Origin of the sequence: Pseudomonas zhanjiangensis (genome assembly GCF_041027545.1) — a bacterium.
In the GTDB taxonomy this organism is placed as follows: Bacteria; Pseudomonadota; Gammaproteobacteria; order Pseudomonadales; family Pseudomonadaceae; genus Aquipseudomonas; species Aquipseudomonas zhanjiangensis.
Map to the genome: position 1 here is coordinate 231,253 of NZ_JBFTEG010000002.1, position 16,668 is coordinate 247,920.

Genomic DNA, 16,668 nt, shown 5'->3' on the forward strand with positions numbered 1-16,668 from the left:
GATTAACGGGTGATGCCGCGGCGGGAGGCCTGGATAGAATCGCGGAACACCGCGACCTCGGGAAACTGCGCCGAAGGTTCGGCCAACTCGGCCAGCGCCTGCTCCACCGTCAGCCCCTGGCGATACACCGTCTTGTAGGCGCGGCGCAGTGCGGTGATCGCCTCGTTACTGAAACCGCGACGACGCATGCCTTCGAAGTTCATGCTGCGCGCCTCGGCTGGATTGCCGAAGACCGTGACATAGGCAGGCACATCCTTGCCGATGGCGGTGCCCATGCCGGAAAAACTGTGCGCACCGATATGGCAGAACTGATGGACCAGGGTATAGCCGGAGAGAATCGCCCAGTCATCCACCAGGACATGTCCGGCCAAGGCGGTGTTGTTGACCAGAATGCAATGGTTGCCGATGACGCTGTCGTGCCCCACATGCGCGTAGGCCATGATCAGGTTGTGATCGCCCAGGGTCGTCTCGCTGCGATCCTGGACGGTGCCGCGGTGGATGGTGACGCCCTCGCGGATCACGTTGTGATCGCCGATCACCAGGCGCGTGGGTTCGCCCTTGTACTTGAGGTCCGGGGTATCCTCACCGATCGAGGAAAACTGGTAGATGCGGTTGTGCTTGCCGATTCGAGTCGGCCCCTTGAGGATCACATGGGGGCCAATCACTGTACCCTCGCCGATGATCACATCGGCCCCGATCATCGACCAGGGGCCGACGACAACGTCGTCGGCCAACTGGGCGCTGGGGTCGATGATGGCGCGAGGGTCAATCAAACTCATAGTTTGCGTTCCGCACAGATGATTTCGGCCGCACAGACTTCCTTGCCATCCACCGTCGCCTTGCACTCGAATTTCCAGATGCTGCGCTTGGTGCTGAGGAACCTGGCCTCGAGGATCAACTGGTCACCCGGGACCACCGGCTGGCGAAAGCGTAGCTTGTCCGAGCCGACGAAGTAATACAGGGTGCCATCGGAAGGCCTGGCGCCCATCATCTTGAAACCCAGGATTCCGGCCGCCTGGGCCATGGCCTCGATAATCAAGACACCCGGCATGATCGGGTGCTCGGGAAAATGCCCATTGAAAAAGGGCTCGTTGACGCTGACATTCTTGTAGGCACGAATCCATTTGCCCTCGACATCCAGCTCCGCCACCCGGTCGACCAGCAGAAACGGGTAACGGTGGGGCAGGTATTCGCGTATTTCGTTGATGTCCATCATTTCCAGAGAAGCCTGTAGTAAAAAGAAGAGAGCGCGGCAACAGCCGGCTCAGGCATCAGAAGCGGTATTCGCGCTCGAGGTCACGGCCGCCAGCTGCTTTTCCAGGTCTTTCAGACGCCGTGCCATGTCGTCCAGCTGACGAATCCGCGCCGCACTCTTCTTCCATTCGCCCGCCGGCTGCATCGCAGTACCGGAGGAGTAGGCGCCCGGCTCGGTGATCGAGCGGGTGACCATGGTCATGCCGGTGACGAACACGCCGTCGCAGACCTCGATATGCCCGACCATGCCGACGCCGCCTGCGATCATGCAGTTGCGGCCGATCTTGGTGCTGCCGGAGATGCCGACGCAGCCGGCCATGGCGGTGTTGTCGCCGATCTGCACGTTGTGCGCGATCATGATCTGGTTGTCCAGCTTGACCCCGTTGCCGATCAGGGTGTCCGCCAGCGCGCCGCGGTCGATGGTGGTGTTGGCACCAATCTCGACGTCGTCACCGATCACCACACCGCCGATCTGGGCGATCTTCTGCCAGACGCCCTTCTCATTGGCAAAGCCGAAGCCTTCGCCACCGATCACGGCACCCGACTGGATGACCACGCGCCTGCCGATGCGCACGTCGTGGTACAGCGTCACCCGCGGCGCCAGCCAGCCGCCCTCGCCGATCTGCGATCGGGCGCCGACCACACAGTGGGCGCCGACGGTAACCCCAGCGCCGATCTGCGCGCCGCGTTCGATCACCGCGAAGGCACCGATACTGGCACTGGCGTCGACCCGCGCGTCGGCCGCCACCTGGGCAGTCGGGTGCACGCCAGCCGCGGCTTGTGGCTTGCGATCGAACAGGTGGGACAACTGCGCGTAGGCCAGGTAGGGGTTGGCGACGATTAGCGCATCACCGCCATAGCCTTCGGCATCGGCGGCAGTCAGCAGTACCGCAGCGGCTTGGCAGTCGACGAGAAACTTGCGGTACTGGGCATTGGCGAGAAAGCTCAACTGATCGGGGCCGGCTTCCTGCAAGGTCGCCAGGCCGCTGATCGGCTTGTCCGCGCTGCCGCGCAGGGTGGCACCGAGGCGTTCGGCCAGCTGGCCGAGGGTCAGATGCGTAGCCGTCATGATCAGCGCAGCTGGTTCATGCGCTCGATGACCTGCAGCGTGATGTCGAACTGAGGTTTGACATCGATCACCGCACCGCGCTCGAGCACCAGGTCGTAGTTGCCCTTCTTGATCACTTCCTCGACCGCCTTGTCCAGGTTCGGCTTGAGCTTCTTGAGCATCTCCCGGTCGGCAATCGCCTTGGATTCATTCAGTTCCTTGGACTGGAACTGGAAGTCACGGGCCTTCTGCTTGAACTCGAGCTCGAGGCGCTCGCGCTCGGCGGTCTGCATCTTCTCGCCTTCCTTGACGATGCGATCCTGGATGCGCTTGGCGTCGCCCTCCAGGGTCTTCAGCTTGTTCAGCTGCGGACCGAACTTCTTCTCGGCGTCCACGGCGTAGCGCTTGGCCGCATCGGATTCGAGCAGGGCCATCTGATAATTCAGTACCGCCACCTTCATCTCGGCGAATGCCGGGGACGCCAGCAGGGCAACACTTAACAGAACCAGTTGAGTCAACTTACGCACGGTGCAACTCCTGCAAAAACTGTTGTCGTTGTTCGGTAATCAGGCACTTAGAACGTCTGACCGAGGGAGAACTGGAAAACCTGGGTATCGGCATCGTCCGGCTTCACCACCGGCATGGCCAGACTGAAGCTCAGCGGTCCGAGGGCGCTGATCCAAGTCAGGCCGAGACCGACGGAGCTGGCCAGCTGACCGGCATCGATGCTGCCGCAGTCGGCCTGGGTGCTGCCACAGCTGGTGTCGAAGACGTTGCCCACATCCCAAAAGAAGGCGGTGCGCAGCGAGCGCTGGTCCTTGACGAACGGCATCGGGAACAGCAATTCCACGCCGCCTTGGACCAGCACATTACCACCGAACGGCAATGGATCCTGATCTGGATCCGCCAGAGTACCGGTGTTGCCAGTCACTGCGGCACCCCGGCTCGGCGTGCTGCGCGGCCCCAGGCTGTTGTCCTCGAAGCCCCGTACCGAACCGAAACCGCCGGCGTAGTAATGCTCGTAGAAGGGCAGCTGCTCGGTCGAGCCGTAGCTGTCGCCATAGCCCAGCTGGGTGTGGAAACGCAGGGTGTACCTGTCGGTCAGCGCCTTGAAGATCTGCCCCTGATAATCGAGCTTGTAGAACGCCAGGTCGCTGCCCGGCACCGTGGTCTCGAACACCAGGCTCTGCGAATGACCGCGGGTGGCCATGACGCCGCGGTTGAGGGTCGATTCCGACCAGCCCACCGAGGCTTTCAGGTTCAGGTAGCTGTCGCCCTCCTGCTCGAGGAAGTCGAAGATCTCGTCCACCGTGTAGACACCGGTATTGATGTCGTCCTGCTGCAGGGTCAGGCCATAGGACAGACGCGAGGTTTCGCTGATCGGGTAACCGATGCTGGCCCCCACCCCGTAGCTGTCCACCGCATAGCTGGAGACATCGGTGTCCAGCTCATCGTAGTCGGTGGTGCGGTAGAAGGCGTTGTAGCCCAGGCTGACGCCGTCCTTGGTCCAGTAGGGGTCGACGAAGCCGAAGTTGTAGCGCTCCTGGTATTCGCTGCGGGTCAGGCCGACGCTGACCTTGTTGCCGGTACCGAGGAAGTTGTTCTGGGTGATCGAGCCGCCGAGGATCAGGCCGGCGTTCTGGGCGAAGCCGACGCTGGCGGTGATCGAACCGGAGGCCTGCTCCTCGACGCTGTAGTTGACGTCGATCTGGTCATCGGTGCCCGGCACCTGCGGGGTTTCGACGTTGACTTCCTTGAAGAAGCCCAGACGCTCCAGGCGCGTCTTCGACTGGTCGATCAGGTAGGTCGAGGCCCAGCCTCCTTCGAGCTGACGCATTTCGCGACGCAGCACTTCATCTTCGGTCTTGGTATTGCCGCGGAAGTTGATGCGGTTGACGTAGGCACGCTTGCCCGGGTCGACGACGAAGGTGATGGATACCGTGTTGTCCTCGTCATGGGCCTGCGGCACGCCATTGACGTTGGCGAAGGTATAGCCCTCGTTGCCGAGACGGCGGGTAATCAGCTCGGAGGTAGTGGTCATCACCTTGCGCGAAAACACCTGACCTTCCTTGACCAGCAGCAGTGCACGGATATCCGCTTCCGCCACCTTGAGGTCGCCGGACAGCTTGACGTCGCGCACACTGTACTTCTGCCCCTCGTCGACGTTGACGGTGATGTAGACGTGCTTCTTGTCCGGGGTGATGGACACCTGGGTCGAGGTAATATCCATGTTGATATAACCGCGATCCAGGTAATAGGAACGCAGACGCTCCAGGTCACCGGAGAGCTTCTCGCGCGCATACTTGTCGTCGTTTCTGAAGAACGACAACCAGTTGCTGGTCTTCAACTCGAACAGATCGATCAGGTCTTCGTCGTCGAAGACACTGTTGCCCACCACGTTGATGTGCTGGATGGCGGCGACCGAGCCTTCGTTGATGTTGATCTTCAGCGCCACGCGATTGCGCGGCTGGGGAATCACCTCGGTTTCGATCTCGGCCGAATAGCGGCCCTGGGCAACGTACTGGCGCTGCAGCTCGTTGCGCACACCCTCGAGGGTCGCGCGCTGGAAGATCTCGCCCTCGGCCAGACCGGATTGATTGAGGCCCTTGAGCAGGTCTTCACTGCTGATCGCCTTGTTGCCCTCGATTTCGATGCTGGAGATCGACGGGCGCTCTACTACGCTGATGACCAGCACATCGCCATCGCGGCCAAGCTGGATATCCTGGAAGAAGCCGGTCTTGAACAGTTCGCGCGTGGCCTCGACCAGGGTACGGTCATCGGCCTCTTCGCCCACATTGAGCGGCAGCGCACCGAACACACTGCCGGCAGAAACCCGCTGCAAGCCGTTGACGCGAATATCGGAAATTGTGAAGGACTCGGCGTGAACTTCGGCGATCATCAATGCGGCAAGCACCGCAGGTAGCAGCAGACGTTTCATGAAGTCCTTTCTTATTTCAACTGACCATAAAAAATCTGTCGCTCAGGGCGACAGATTTGTAATTCAGCAGTGGCTTACAGTCGACTCAGGTCGTTGACCAGGGCCAGCAACATCACCCCGATCACCAAACTAATACCAATCTGCATCCCCCAACCTTGCACCCGTTCCGACAGCGGGCGACCACGCACCCACTCGACCAGGTAAAAAAGCAGATGCCCGCCGTCCAACACCGGGATGGGCAATAGATTGAGAACCCCCAAGCTTATGCTCAAGTAGGCGAGGAAATTCAGGAAATCCCCCAGACCCGACTCGGCCGAAGCGCCCGCCACTTTAGCAATGGTTATCGGCCCGCTCAAGTTTTTTACCGAGAGCTCGCCAAACAGCATTTTCTTCAGCGAATCAAGGGTCAGCAGGCTCATCGACCAGGTTCGCCGCAGGCCTTCGGCGACAGCGTCCATAGGCCCGAAGCGCACCTCGCGCAGCATCTCCGGCGGCCACTCGACGCCGCGCACCCCGGCGCCCAGGTAGCCGCTACGCGCCTCACCTTCGCCACGCGCAGCCAGATCCACCGACACCTGCACCTGTTCCCCGTTACGCTCGACCAGCAGCTTGATCGACCGCCCCGGCAGCGCACGCACCCGGTCGACCACTTGCTGCCAGTTATCCAGAGCCTGGCCGTCGAGAGCCAGCAGGCGGTCGCCGGGCTGCAGGCCTGCCGCCAGGCCCGGGCCCTGCGGGTCCAACTGGGCAAGCACCGGCTCGACCGGCGGACGCCATGGGCGTATGCCCAGCGAGGCGATGGGGTCGGGCTGGTCGACGCCCTGCAGCCATTGCTTGAGCGGCAGCTGCAGCAGGCGCTCGGCCGATGAACCCTGATCCCGCACACTCAGACTCAAGCTACCGCTCTCGCCCAGACGGCGTACCAGCTGCAGGTTGACTTCCGCCCAACCAAGGGTGGGCTCGCCGTTGACCGCAACTATCTCCTGACCAGCCTGCAGGCCAGCCTCGGCGGCCAGGCTACCGCCCTCGACCGCACCGATCACCGGCCGCACCTGCATGCTGCCGAGCATGGCCACCAGCCAGAAAAACAGCAATGCGAGCAAGAAGTTGGCGATCGGCCCGGCGGCCACCACTGCAATGCGCTGGCGCACCGACTTGCGATTGAAGGATTGCCCGAGCAGCTCCGCCGGCACCTCTCCCTCACGCTCGTCGAGCATCTTCACGTAGCCACCCAGGGGAATCGCGGCAATCACGAACTCGGTGCCATGCCGGTCATGCCAACGCAGCAAGGGCGCACCGAAGCCGACGGAGAAGCGCAGCACCCTGACCCCGCAGCGCCGCGCCACCCAGAAGTGACCGAACTCGTGGAAGGTGACCAGGACCCCGAGCGCCACCAGGGTACCGACAATCATGTAGAGCGCACTCATCAACGTTCTCCGCGACCGTTACCCATGGCGACTCAGCCATTGGCCCGCGCGCTCGCGAGCCCGTCGATCGGCCGCCATGACCGCATCGATACTTTCGACCGCAACAGCCGACTCCGCGTTCAGTACTGAGTCGATCATACTCGCGATCTCCGGGAAGCGCAGACGCCGATCGAGAAAGGCCGCCACCGCCACCTCATTGGCGGCATTAAGCATGGCCGGCGCCGTACCACCCGCCTCCGCTGCCTGGCGCGCCAGGCGCAAGCAGGGAAAGCGCTGCTCGTCAGGCGCTTGGAAGTCCAGGCGCGCGACGGCGAATAGATCCAGTGGCGGCACCCCCGAATCGATCCGCTGCGGCCAAGCCAGGGCATGACTGATGGGCGTGCGCATATCCGGATTACCCAGCTGCGCCAGCACCGAGCCGTCGACATAGTCGACCAGCGAGTGAATCACGCTCTGCGGATGAATGACCACTTCGATTTGCGCCGGCGCAGCATCGAACAGCCAACACGCCTCGATCAGCTCGAGCCCCTTGTTCATCATGCTCGCCGAGTCCACCGAGATCTTGCGCCCCATCGACCAGTTGGGATGGGCGCAGGCCTGCTCGGGAGAAACATCGGCCAGTTGCTCGAGTGGCGTCTCACGGAAGGGCCCACCCGAGGCGGTCAGAAGGACCCGCCTGACCCCGACCTGGGCCAGGCCGCGCGAGTAGTCGCCGGGCAGGCACTGGAAAATGGCGTTGTGCTCGCTGTCGATGGGCAACAACAGGGCACCACTGCGCCGCACGGCCTGCATGAAGAGTGCACCGGACATCACCAGCGCCTCCTTGTTGGCCAACAGCACCTTCTTGCCCGCCTCGACAGCGGCCAGGGTCGGCTTCAGACCGGCGGCTCCGACGATTGCCGCCATCACGCTATCGACCTCCGGATGAGCGGCCACCTCGCAGAGACCGGCCTCGCCGAACAGCACCCGGGTGCTCAGACCCGCGCCATGCAGCGCCTCCTGCAGCTGGCGCGCAGCCAGCGCATCAGGCGCCACCGCAAAGCAGGGGCGAAAGCGCAAACAGAGCGCTTGCAGCTCGGCCAGGCGACTGAAACCGGACAAGGCAAAGACCTGGTAACGGTCCGGATGCCGGGCGATCACATCGAGGGTGCTCAGGCCGATGGAGCCGGTCGCCCCAAGCACACAGACTTGCTGCGCAGCGATCACAGCGCACCCCAACCAGCCAACCACAGCAGGGCGGCGAACACCGGAATGGCCGCGGTCAGGCTGTCGATCCGATCGAGCACCCCGCCATGCCCCGGCAGCAGACTACTACTGTCCTTGACCCCCGCCTGGCGCTTGAACATGCTTTCGGTCAGATCCCCAACCACCGAAATCAGCACCACCAGCGCAGCACCGGCCAGCGCCAGGCCGAACTCGAGGCCCTGCCAGTCGCGATAAACGCCAACTGCCGCGGCGATCACCAGGCTGAACAACAGACCGCCGATCAGGCCCTCCCAGCTCTTGCCCGGACTGACCCGCGGTGCCAGCTTGCGCTTGCCGAACGCCTTGCCAGCAAAATAGGCACCGATATCCGCCCCCCAGACCAGCACCATCACCGCCAGGATCAGACCATTGGCCAGGGGCCACTGCTTGAACAGCTGCAAGCCCTGCCAAGCCGGCAGCAGGATCAGCAGCCCCATCAGCAACCTGCCCGGCAGCCCACCCCAGTAGCGACTGCAAGCCGGGTAACTGAGCACCAGCGCCGTAGCCAGGACCCACCAGAGCACCCCAAACCCCAGCACCCAGGCGGCCATGGCAGGCTGCTTATAGAGCCCGAGCAGCAACAGCGCCACGACACCGGCGTAGGCGATGCGCTGCGACTGCGCGAGCAGGCCGGCAAGGCGCGCCCATTCCCAGGCGCCCAGGCTGACCACGAGACCGATGAACAGGGCGAAAGCCCCGCCATCGAGGAGGAAAAACCCGGCCAACGCCACCGGCAACAGGATCAGGGCGGTAATCACCCGCTGCTTCAACATGGGCGCGCGACCAGCTTGGCGGGGAGCATTGCCGGGCGCGCCGACGACAAGGCGCGATCCGCTGTCATTCGTCCTGCAAGTGGAATAAGCAAACCGCACTCCTTTTTTCGTCTCGCGCCTAGCGAGACACTGGCACAACCATCATCAGCCAGGACCCAGGCCTAGGCCCGAGCCTCGCCGGCATGGATCTGTTCGCTGGTTTTACCGAAACGCCGCTGGCGCCTGGCGAAATCCGCCAGGGCCTTGCGCATGGCATCTTGCTTGAAATCCGGCCAGAACAGGTCGGAGAAGTACAACTCGCTGTAGGCCAGCTGCCAGAGCAGGAAGTTGCTGATGCGATGCTCGCCACCGGTGCGAATGCACAAATCCGGGAGCGGCTGGTCACCCGTCGCCAGACAGCCCTGCAGTAGTCCCGGGGTAATGTCCTCGGGCTGCAGATGGCCGGCCTGGACCTCGCGCGCGAGGCGCTGGGCAGCCTGGGCAATATCCCATTGACCGCCGTAGTTGGCGGCGATCTGCAGGATGAAGCGCTGATTGCCAGCAGTCAGCGCCTCGGCCTCGCGCATGGCCGCCTGCAACTCGGGATGAAAGCGTGAGCGATCGCCGATGATGCGCAGGCTAATGCCATTCTCGTTGAGCTTCTTCGTCTCGCGGCGCAGCGCGCCCAAGAACAGCTCCATCAGGGCGCCGACCTCATCGGCCGGGCGCTGCCAGTTTTCACTGGAGAAGGCGAACAGGGTCAACACTTCGACCCCCGCCTCGGCGCACACCTCGATCACCGCGCGCACCGCATCGACACCAGCCTTGTGCCCGGCTACTCCTGGCAACAGGCGCTTCTTCGCCCAGCGGTTATTGCCGTCCATGATGATCGCCACGTGCCGAGGCACGGACGCAGGGACGCCACTATTGGTCTTGTCCATGACGATTCCTGACCGTCAGACGGCCATCAGATCCGCTTCTTTCTGCTTCACCGCCACTTCGATCTCTGCCACGAACTTGTCGGTCAGCTTTTGCACATCGTCCGCAGCGCGGCGCTCTTCGTCTTCGCTGATCTCTTTTTCCTTGACCAGATCTTTCAGCTGGCTCAGCGCATCGCGACGGATATTGCGCACCGCCACCCTGGCATCCTCCGCCGCATCGCGCGCCTGCTTGGTATAACCCTTGCGGGTTTCCTCGGTCAGCGCCGGCATGGAAATCAGCAGAAGCTCACCCAGGTTGGTTGGATTGAAGCCCAGACCAGAGCTCTGGATCGCCTTGTCGACGGCAGCCAGCATGTTGCGCTCGAACGCCACGACCTGCAGGGTGCGCGAATCCTTGACAGTCACGCTGGCAACCTGGTTCAAGGGGGTGTCCGCGCCGTAGTAGGGCACCATCACGCCACCGAGGATACTGGGGTGCGCCTGGCCGGTACGGATACGGCTGAATGCGTGAATCAGCGACTCCACGCTCTTCTGCATGCGCGCTTGGGCGTCTTTCTTGATCTCGTTAATCATTCTTCACCTTCCTCGATCAGAGTACCCTCGGCGCCACCCACCACGACATTCAGCAGGGCACCGGGCTTATTCATATTGAACACACGCAGCGGCATCTTGTGGTCGCGACACAGACAGATGGCCGTCAGGTCCATCACGCCCAGCTTGCGATCGAGCACCTCGTCGTAGGTCAGGCGCTCGAATTTCTCTGCATGCGGGTCCTTGAACGGGTCAGCAGTGTACACGCCATCCACCTTGGTCGCCTTCAACACCACATCGGCGTCGATCTCGATAGCCCGCAGGCAGGCGGCCGAGTCGGTGGTAAAGAAGGGGTTGCCGGTACCGGCGGCGAAGATCACCACCTCACCCGTCTTCAGGTGGCGCATGGCCTTGCGCCGGTCATAGTGATCGGTCACCCCGACCATGGAAATCGCCGACATGACGATGGCCGGAATGTTCGAACGCTCCAGGGCATCGCGCATGGCCAGGGCATTCATCACGGTAGCCAGCATACCCATGTGGTCGCCGGTCACCCGATCCATGCCGGCCGCACTCAGGGCCGCGCCGCGAAACAGGTTGCCGCCACCGATGACCAGGCCGACCTGAACGCCGATACCGACCAGCTGGCCGACCTCCAGCGCCATGCGATCGAGCACCTTGGGGTCGATGCCGAAGTCTTCCGACCCCATCAGGGCCTCGCCGCTGAGTTTGAGCAGAATGCGTTTGTAGCGGGGTTGGCGACCACTCACCTGCTGAGCCATTACCAGTCTCTCCTGCGGCGTGTTTAATGCTCTTCGGGCCCACTTGAGCCCATCTTAATCGAGCGCCTTGGCGGCACCCGAAGCCATCGGCGCCAGACGGCGCCTCAGGCCCGAAACAGCAGCTCCAGACTACGCCCTAATTCGACAAAGAGGCCGCGCGCAAGTGCGGGCAGCCTCTTCGGGGCGACAGTATGAAACCGTCTTATTGCTTGCTGGCAGCCACTTGAGCGGCAACTTCAGCAGCGAAGTCGACTTCACCCTTGTCGATGCCTTCGCCCACTTCGAAACGGGTGAAGGAAACGATCTCGGCGCCGGCCTTCTTCGCCAGGTCACCGATCTTGATTTCCGGATCCTTGACGAACGGCTGGCCAACCAGGCTGGACTCGGCGAGGAACTTCTGGATGCGCCCGGCAACCATCTTCTCGACGATATCGGCAGGCTTGCCCTTGATCTTGTCTTCGTTGAGCGCCAGGAAGATTTCCTTTTCCTTGGCCACGGTTTCTTCGGAAACCTGGGACGGATCGAGGAACTGCGGGTTGCTCGCTGCCACGTGCATGGCGATGTCCTTGGCCAGCTCGACGCTGCCGCCTTTCAGGGCGACCAGGACACCGATACGGTGGCCGTGCAGGTAGGAGCCCACCACGTCGGCCTCGACACTGGCCAAGCGACGGATGTTGACGTTTTCACCGACCTTGGCTACCAGCGCTTCACGATCGGATTCCTGCGCGGCGATCAGCGGCGCGGCTTCGGTCATGTTTTCGGCGAAGGCCTTCTCGATGCTGGCATTGACGAACGCCTTGAAGTCGTCCTGCAGGGCCAGGAAGTCGGTTTGCGAGTTGACTTCGATGATCATGGCGCGCTTGTTGTCATCGGCCACCTTGATGGCGATCGAGCCTTCGGCGGCGATATTGCCTGCCTTCTTGGCGGCCTTGATGGCACCAGCGGCACGCATGTCGTCGATGGCCTTCTCGATATCGCCACCAGCGGCGGTCAGGGCCTTCTTGCAATCCATCATGCCTTGGCCGGTGCGCTCGCGCAGTTCTTTAACCAGGGCTGCAGTGATCTCTGCCATGTTGGAAATCCTCGTGTCTAGGTCTTCAACCATTTCACCCGACAAACCGGGCGATTAATTCTGTGAGTGGCAAAAAGGGGGCCTAGCCCCCTTTTTGCGCAACGACTGACGCCAGTTGCTTACCGCTTAGCCTTCGCTCGCTTCAGCAGCGGCCTGCTCGACGAACTCTTCGGTAGCGCCGCCAACATTGCTGCGACCACGTACCACGGCGTCAGCCATGGCGCCCATGTACAGCTGAATGGCGCGGATGGCGTCGTCGTTACCCGGGATGATGTAGTCCACACCTTCCGGGCTGCTGTTGGTATCGACCACGCCGATGACCGGGATGCCCAGCTTGTTGGCTTCGGTAATGGCGATACGCTCATGGTCAACGTCGATCACGAACAGCGCGTCCGGCAGGCCGCCCATGTCCTTGATGCCACCTAGGCTGCGATCCAGCTTTTCCAGATCACGGGTGCGCATCAGGGCTTCTTTCTTGGTCAGCTTGGTGAAGGTGCCGTCCTGGGACTGGGTTTCCAGATCACGCAGGCGCTTGATCGAAGCACGGATGGTCTTGTAGTTGGTCAGCATGCCGCCCAACCAGCGATGATCGACGAACGGCGAGCCACAGCGAGCGGCTTCTTCGCGGACGATCTTGCCAGCGGAACGCTTGGTGCCGACGAACAGGATCTTGTTCTTGCCCGAAGCCAGTTTCTCAACGAAAGACAGCGCTTCGTTGAACATCGGCAGGGTTTTTTCCAGGTTGATGATGTGAATCTTGTTGCGCGCGCCGAAAATGTACTTGCCCATCTTCGGGTTCCAGTAACGGGTCTGGTGGCCGAAGTGCACACCGGCCTTCAGCATATCGCGCATATTGACTTGGGACATGGTCGTTCCTTAATAAGTCGGGTTAGGCCTCCACGCATCCCAGTTTCCAACCTGCCGAACCAGTCGGAAGGCACCCAGAAAACCGTGTCGATACGTGTGTGGGTTAGTGCTTCCGGACGCACCGCCCGTAAAGCGGCGCGTTTTATACCACAGATGGCGCGCGCAAGCTAGCCGGATAACGCAGTGGGCGCTTGCGGCTTATGGCTTGCGGCTTGAAGCTGCTACCATATCGCCCTTTCCGTTTGCGCCAGAGAGCTTACATGACCGTCACTATCAAGACGCCCGAGGAAATCGAAAAAATGCGCGTGGCCGGCCGTCTGGCCGCCGAGGTGCTGGAGATGATCGGCGAGTACGTCAAGCCTGGCGTCACCACCGACGAACTGGACCGCATCTGCCACGACTATATCGTCAACGTACAGCAGGCGATCCCGGCCCCCCTGAACTACAAGGGGTTTCCCAAGTCGATCTGCACGTCGGTCAATCATGTGGTCTGCCACGGCATCCCCAACGACAAGCCCTTGAAGGACGGCGACGTGCTGAATATCGACGTCACCGTGATCAAGGACGGCTACCACGGCGACACCAGCAAGATGTTCATGGTCGGCAAGGTACCGGAGTGGGCCGAACGCCTGGCCAGGGTCACCCAGGAGTGCATGTACAAGGGTATCGAGCTGGTTCGCCCGGGTGCGCGCCTGGGCGACATCGGCGAAGTCATCCAGAAGCATGCCGAGAAGAGCGGCTTCTCGGTGGTACGCGAGTATTGCGGCCATGGCATCGGCAAGGTGTTCCACGAAGAACCGCAGGTGCTGCACTACGGACGCGCCGGCACCGGCATGGAACTTAAGGAAGGCATGACCTTCACCATCGAGCCGATGATCAACCAGGGCCGGGCGGAAACCCGCCTGCTCGGTGATGGCTGGACCGCGATCACCAAGGACCGCAAGCTCTCGGCGCAGTGGGAGCATACGATTCTGGTGACCGCCGACGGCTACGAGATCTTCACCCTGCGCAGTGACGACACCATCGCACGCACCTCGGCTTGACCGAGGGCGGACGCGCCTCACTGCCTCAATAAGGAAGACCGCGCATGGCGCAGGTAGATCCCGAATTGTTCGACCGCGGCCAGTTCCAGGCGGAACTGGCCCTGAAGGCCAGCCCCATAGCGGCCTTCAAGAAGGCCATCCGCCGCGCCCAGGACGTGCTCAACACGCGCTTTCGCGAGGGCTTCGACATCCGCCGGCTGGTCGAGGATCGCGCCTGGTTCACCGACCAGATCCTGCGCGAGGCCTGGGATCGCCTGGACTGGAGCGAGGACGCCGATATCGCCCTGCTGGCGGTCGGTGGCTACGGTCGCGGGGAACTGCACCCCTTTTCCGACATCGACCTGCTGATCCTGCTCGACAGCGCCGACCACGAAACCTTCCGTGAACCGATCGAACTGTTCCTCACCCTGCTCTGGGACATCGGCCTGGAAGTCGGCCAGAGCGTGCGCTCGGTCGACGAATGCGCCGAGGAGGCCCGCGCCGACCTGACCATCATCACCAACCTGATGGAAAGCCGCACCATCGCCGGTCCGGAGCGCCTGCGCCAGCGCATGCTGGAGGTCACCAGCACCGAGCGGATGTGGCCGAGCAAGCACTTCTTCCTGGCCAAGCGCAAGGAACAGCGCAGCCGCCACGCCAAGTACAACGACACCGAGTACAACCTGGAGCCCAACGTCAAGGGCTCGCCGGGCGGCCTGCGCGACATCCAGACCATCCTCTGGGTCGCCCGCCGTCACTTCGGCACCCTCAACCTGCACGCCATGGTCGGCCAGGGCTTCCTGCTGGAAAGCGAGTACGCCCTGCTGGCCTCCAGCCAGGAGTTCCTGTGGAAGGTTCGCTACGCCCTGCACATGCTCGCCGGACGCGCCGAAGACCGCCTGCTGTTCGACCACCAGCGCGCCATCGCCAGCCTGCTCGGCTTCCAGGACGGCGACGCCAAGCTGGCGATCGAGCGCTTCATGCAGAAGTACTACCGAGTGGTGATGGGCATCGCCGAGCTTTCCGACCTGATCAAGCAGCACTTCGAGGAAGAAATTCTCCGCGCCGGCGAAAGCGGCCAGGCCATGCCGCTGAACAGCCGCTTCCAGCTGCGTGACGGCTATATCGAAGTCACCCACAGCAATGTGTTCAAACGCACCCCGTTCGCCATCATGGAAATCTTCGTGCTGATGGCCCAGCACCCGGAGATCAAGGGCGTGTGCGCCGACACCATTCGCCTGCTGCGCGACCATCGCCACCTGATTGATGACGACTTTCGCAGCGACATCCGCAACACCAGCCTGTTCATCGAGCTGTTCAAGAGCAACCAGGGCATTCACCGCAACCTGCGGCGGATGAACCGCTACGGTATCCTCGGCCGCTACCTGCCGGAGTTCGGCCACATCGTCGGGCAGATGCAGCACGACCTGTTTCACATCTACACGGTCGATGCCCACACCCTCAACCTGATCAAGCACCTGCGCAAGTTCAAGTGGCCGGAGCTGGCGGAGAAGTTCCCCCTGGCGAGCTCGCTGATCGGCAAGCTGCCCAAGCCCGAGCTGATCTACCTGGCCGGTCTCTATCACGATATCGGCAAGGGCCGCGGCGGCGACCATTCGGAACTCGGCGCCGCCGATGCCGAGGTGTTCTGCAACCGCCACCACCTGCCCAACTGGGATTCCAAGCTGGTGGTCTGGCTGGTGCAGAACCACCTGGTGATGTCCACCACCGCGCAGCGCAAGGACCTGTCCGACCCCCAGGCGATCTTCGACTTCGCACGCCTGGTCGGCGACCAGACCCGCCTGGACTACCTCTACGTGCTGACCGTGGCCGACATCAACGCCACCAACCCCAGCCTGTGGAACTCCTGGCGGGCCAGCCTGCTGCGCCAGCTGTATACCGAGACCAAGCGCGCCCTGCGCCGCGGCCTGGAAAACCCGCTGGACCGCGAAGAGCAGATCCGCCTGACCCAGAGCGCCGCGCTGGACATCCTGGTGCGCAACGGCACCGACCCGGACGACGCCGAGCAGCTGTGGTCACAGCTGGGCGACGACTATTTCCTGCGCCACGCCGCCGATGACGTGGCCTGGCACACGGTGGCGATCCTCCAGCATCCCGACGACGGCAACCCGCTGGTACTGATCAAGGAAACCACCCAGCGCGAGTCCGAAGGCGGCACCCAGATCTTCATCTACGCAGCCGACCAGCACGACTTCTTCGCCGTGACCGTGGCCGCCATGGCCCAGCTCAACCTGAGCATCCATGATGCCCGGATTCTCACCTCGACCAGCCAGTTCACCCTCGACACCTATATAGTCTTGGAAGCCGAAGGCGGCTCGATTGGCGACAACCCGGCACGGATCAAGCAGATCCGCGAAGGGCTGATCGATGCGCTGAAGAACCCGGACGAGTACCCGAGCATCATCCAGCGTCGGGTGCCGCGCCAGCTCAAGCATTTTGCCTTCGCCCCGCGGGTCACCATCCACAACGACGCCCAGCGCCCGCTGACCATTCTCGAGCTGACCGCCCCGGACCGCCCCGGCCTGCTGGCGCGCATCGGACGGATCTTTCTCGACTTCGACCTGTCGGTGCTCAACGCCAAGATCGCCACCCTTGGCGAGCGGGTGGAGGACGTGTTCTTCGTCACCGACGCGCACAACCAGCCACTGTCCGACCCGCAGCTCTGTGCCCGGCTGCAGGAGACCATCGTCTCGCAGTTGTCGGAAGCCAATGGCCAAACAACCGAATCGAGCCCGATCGAGTTCTGATCGCGGCAGTCGCTTGCAGCA

At 62.6% G+C, this 16,668-nt stretch carries 15 protein-coding genes; 2 read left to right on the forward strand and 13 right to left on the reverse strand.

Annotated features, from left to right (window positions below; genetic code table 11):
- Nucleotides 1-2: 2 nt before the first annotated feature.
- From lpxA to rpsB, 13 genes are all read right to left on the reverse strand, one after another.
- The gene (lpxA, locus tag AB5S05_RS03600; protein WP_369286075.1) at nt 3-779 is read right to left on the reverse strand and encodes an acyl-ACP--UDP-N-acetylglucosamine O-acyltransferase; all 777 of its coding nucleotides are present in this window, start codon (nt 777-779) and stop codon (nt 3-5) included.
- Nucleotides 776-1,216, reverse strand: a complete 441-nt coding sequence (gene fabZ / locus AB5S05_RS03605; protein WP_369286076.1) for a 3-hydroxyacyl-ACP dehydratase FabZ — start codon at nt 1,214-1,216, stop codon at nt 776-778. Before fabZ ends, lpxA begins: the two co-directional genes overlap by 4 nt.
- A 48-nt stretch (nt 1,217-1,264) precedes the next feature.
- Nucleotides 1,265-2,323 (reverse strand): UDP-3-O-(3-hydroxymyristoyl)glucosamine N-acyltransferase, encoded by a 1,059-nt coding sequence (lpxD, locus tag AB5S05_RS03610; RefSeq protein ID WP_369286077.1) that lies wholly within the window; start codon nt 2,321-2,323, stop codon nt 1,265-1,267.
- A 2-nt stretch (nt 2,324-2,325) separates the two neighbouring features.
- The gene (locus AB5S05_RS03615; RefSeq protein WP_369286078.1) at nt 2,326-2,829 is read right to left on the reverse strand and encodes an OmpH/Skp family outer membrane protein; all 504 of its coding nucleotides are present in this window, start codon (nt 2,827-2,829) and stop codon (nt 2,326-2,328) included.
- A gap of 47 nt (nt 2,830-2,876) precedes the next feature.
- Entirely contained in the window at nt 2,877-5,240 is a 2,364-nt protein-coding gene (bamA, locus tag AB5S05_RS03620) for an outer membrane protein assembly factor BamA (RefSeq protein ID WP_369286079.1), read from the reverse strand.
- Between the two features lie 74 nt (nt 5,241-5,314).
- Nucleotides 5,315-6,667, reverse strand: a complete 1,353-nt coding sequence (gene rseP, locus AB5S05_RS03625) for a sigma E protease regulator RseP (RefSeq protein WP_369286080.1) — start codon at nt 6,665-6,667, stop codon at nt 5,315-5,317.
- 18 nt (nt 6,668-6,685) lie between these two features.
- Complete coding sequence (gene ispC, locus AB5S05_RS03630; RefSeq protein ID WP_369286081.1) at nt 6,686-7,873, reverse strand: 1-deoxy-D-xylulose-5-phosphate reductoisomerase; 1,188 nt, start codon at nt 7,871-7,873, stop codon at nt 6,686-6,688.
- Nucleotides 7,870-8,685 carry a phosphatidate cytidylyltransferase gene (locus AB5S05_RS03635; protein ID WP_369286083.1) on the reverse strand — a complete coding sequence of 272 codons (816 nt, stop codon included), beginning with the start codon at nt 8,683-8,685 and terminating at the stop codon, nt 7,870-7,872. The genes ispC and AB5S05_RS03635 overlap by 4 nt, the downstream gene beginning before the upstream one ends.
- A 161-nt stretch (nt 8,686-8,846) precedes the next feature.
- Nucleotides 8,847-9,605 carry a polyprenyl diphosphate synthase gene (gene uppS, locus AB5S05_RS03640; protein ID WP_369286084.1) on the reverse strand — a complete coding sequence of 253 codons (759 nt, stop codon included), beginning with the start codon at nt 9,603-9,605 and terminating at the stop codon, nt 8,847-8,849.
- Between the two features lie 15 nt (nt 9,606-9,620).
- Nucleotides 9,621-10,178, reverse strand: a complete 558-nt coding sequence (gene frr, locus AB5S05_RS03645) for a ribosome recycling factor (RefSeq protein ID WP_369286085.1) — start codon at nt 10,176-10,178, stop codon at nt 9,621-9,623.
- Entirely contained in the window at nt 10,175-10,918 is a 744-nt protein-coding gene (gene pyrH, locus AB5S05_RS03650; RefSeq protein ID WP_369286086.1) for a UMP kinase, read from the reverse strand. The genes frr and pyrH overlap by 4 nt, the downstream gene beginning before the upstream one ends.
- A gap of 202 nt (nt 10,919-11,120) precedes the next feature.
- A complete protein-coding gene (tsf, locus tag AB5S05_RS03655; RefSeq protein WP_369286087.1) occupies nt 11,121-11,990 on the reverse strand; it encodes a translation elongation factor Ts in 870 nt (289 codons plus the stop codon).
- A gap of 126 nt (nt 11,991-12,116) precedes the next feature.
- Nucleotides 12,117-12,857 (reverse strand): 30S ribosomal protein S2, encoded by a 741-nt coding sequence (gene rpsB, locus AB5S05_RS03660; protein ID WP_369286088.1) that lies wholly within the window; start codon nt 12,855-12,857, stop codon nt 12,117-12,119.
- 260 nt (nt 12,858-13,117) lie between these two features.
- Here rpsB and map point away from each other — a divergent pair, with 260 nt between their 5' ends.
- The gene (gene map / locus AB5S05_RS03665; protein ID WP_369286089.1) at nt 13,118-13,900 is read left to right on the forward strand and encodes a type I methionyl aminopeptidase; all 783 of its coding nucleotides are present in this window, start codon (nt 13,118-13,120) and stop codon (nt 13,898-13,900) included.
- 44 nt (nt 13,901-13,944) lie between these two features.
- On the forward strand, nt 13,945-16,647 hold the full coding sequence (locus tag AB5S05_RS03670) for a [protein-PII] uridylyltransferase (protein WP_369286090.1): 2,703 nt from the start codon (nt 13,945-13,947) through the stop codon (nt 16,645-16,647).
- Nucleotides 16,648-16,668 lie beyond the last annotated feature (21 nt).